Consider the following 1,501-nt stretch of genomic DNA (forward strand, 5'->3'; position numbering starts at 1 on the left):
TCGCCCATCCGCCACGGCCCAGCTCCTCACCGATCTCGTACCCCGCCGTGAAATCGGCATCAGAGCTCAGCAGCGTCGTGTTCGCAAAGTTTTTACAGAGCACATTCATGTGCGAGGTGTCGGGCCTCGAGGGCGGCACGGCGACGCGGAGCATCGCTGGGCTTCGATCTATAGTGCTGCTGGGGTGACCATTTTTGGACGAGATCTGACGAAACAAATAGTGTTTGAAGCCGAGCGCGGCGGGAGCGCGATAGGAGGGGCTGCAATACTCATCCAGTGTGGGCCACTCGTCTGTGAAATTTCTGGGGGGGACTTTTCGCGAGCGTCCATCCATGGAGGGAGGGCGATCTTGTGTGCAGGCCACGCGCGCGCTCTCCGCGAGCGTGCACCGGCGGCTCTCCTCGTTTGCACCAGCAGCTGCTGCGCTCGCTCCGCGCCTCTTACCGCCGCGAGAGCACCGCCGGCTTTTTTCGAACTCTCCAGCGCCGCTACCAACGCACGCGCGCGTCGTCGTCGCCGGCGGTGGCATCATCGGCACTTCGATCGCGTACCATCTGGCCAAGCTGGGCTGGTCGGACGTGGTGCTGCTCGAGCGCGATCAGATCACATCGGGCACGACGTGGCACGCGGCTGGCCTGATGGTCACCTTTGGCTCGCTCTCCGAGACCTCGACTGAGCTTCGCAAGTACTCGAAGGAGCTCTACTCTCGCATACTCGAAGAGGAGACCGGCATGAGCACCGGCTTCAAGCCGTGCGGCTTCATCGAGCTCGCGACGGACGCGGGCTACCTCGAGGAGTTCCGGCGCGTCGCCGCCTTCAACCGCAAGTGCGGCGTCGACGTGCACGAGCTCTCGCCGACAGAGGTGCGCGACCTCTTCCCGCTCTGCCGCGTCGATGACGTCCTTGCGGGCTTCTATGTGCCGACAGATGGGCGTGTGAACCCGGTGGACGCGACGAGCGCGCTCGCGCGTGCGGCCAAGCAGCGCGGCGTGCGCATCGTCGAGGGCGTCTCTGTCGAGGGCGTGGCACACGCGACTGGGCGCGTCACGGGCGTTCACACCAGCACGGGGGCCACCATCAACTGTGAACATTTTGTGAACGCATGCGGCATGTGGGCGCGCCAGCTGGGCGAGCGGAGCGGCGTGACGATCCCCAACCAGGCGGCCGAGCACTACTATTTGCTCACGGAGCCGATGGCAGCCGTTGGGCGCGAGTGGCCGGTGGTCGAGGATCCATCCTCGTGCACGTGCGCTGATGGCCTCTGATGACGCCTGATGACGCCTGATGGCGCCTGATGGCGCCTGGTGACGCCTGGTGACGCCTGATGACGCGTGCTGGTCTCCTTCATCAGGTACATACGGCCAGAGGGCGGTGGGTTGATGGTTGGTCTGTTTGAGACCGACGCGGCCGAGTGGAAGGTGATGGCGTCTGATGGCGTCTGTCTGTTGGCGTGTGTGATTGGCGTCTGATGGCGTCTGATGACGCCTGATGACGCCTGATG

The 1,501-nt window shown here is 64.4% G+C and carries 1 protein-coding gene; it reads left to right on the plus strand.

Features of this window, described 5'->3' with window-relative positions; genetic code table 11:
* Nucleotides 1-332 precede the first annotated feature (332 nt).
* Nucleotides 333-1,265 carry an FAD-binding oxidoreductase gene (locus tag EB084_25240; protein NDD31569.1) on the plus strand — a complete coding sequence of 311 codons (933 nt, stop codon included), beginning with the start codon at nucleotides 333-335 and terminating at the stop codon, nucleotides 1,263-1,265.
* Nucleotides 1,266-1,501 lie beyond the last annotated feature (236 nt).

This window comes from Pseudomonadota bacterium, assembly GCA_010028905.1.
GTDB lineage: Bacteria > Vulcanimicrobiota > Xenobia > RGZZ01 > RGZZ01 > RGZZ01.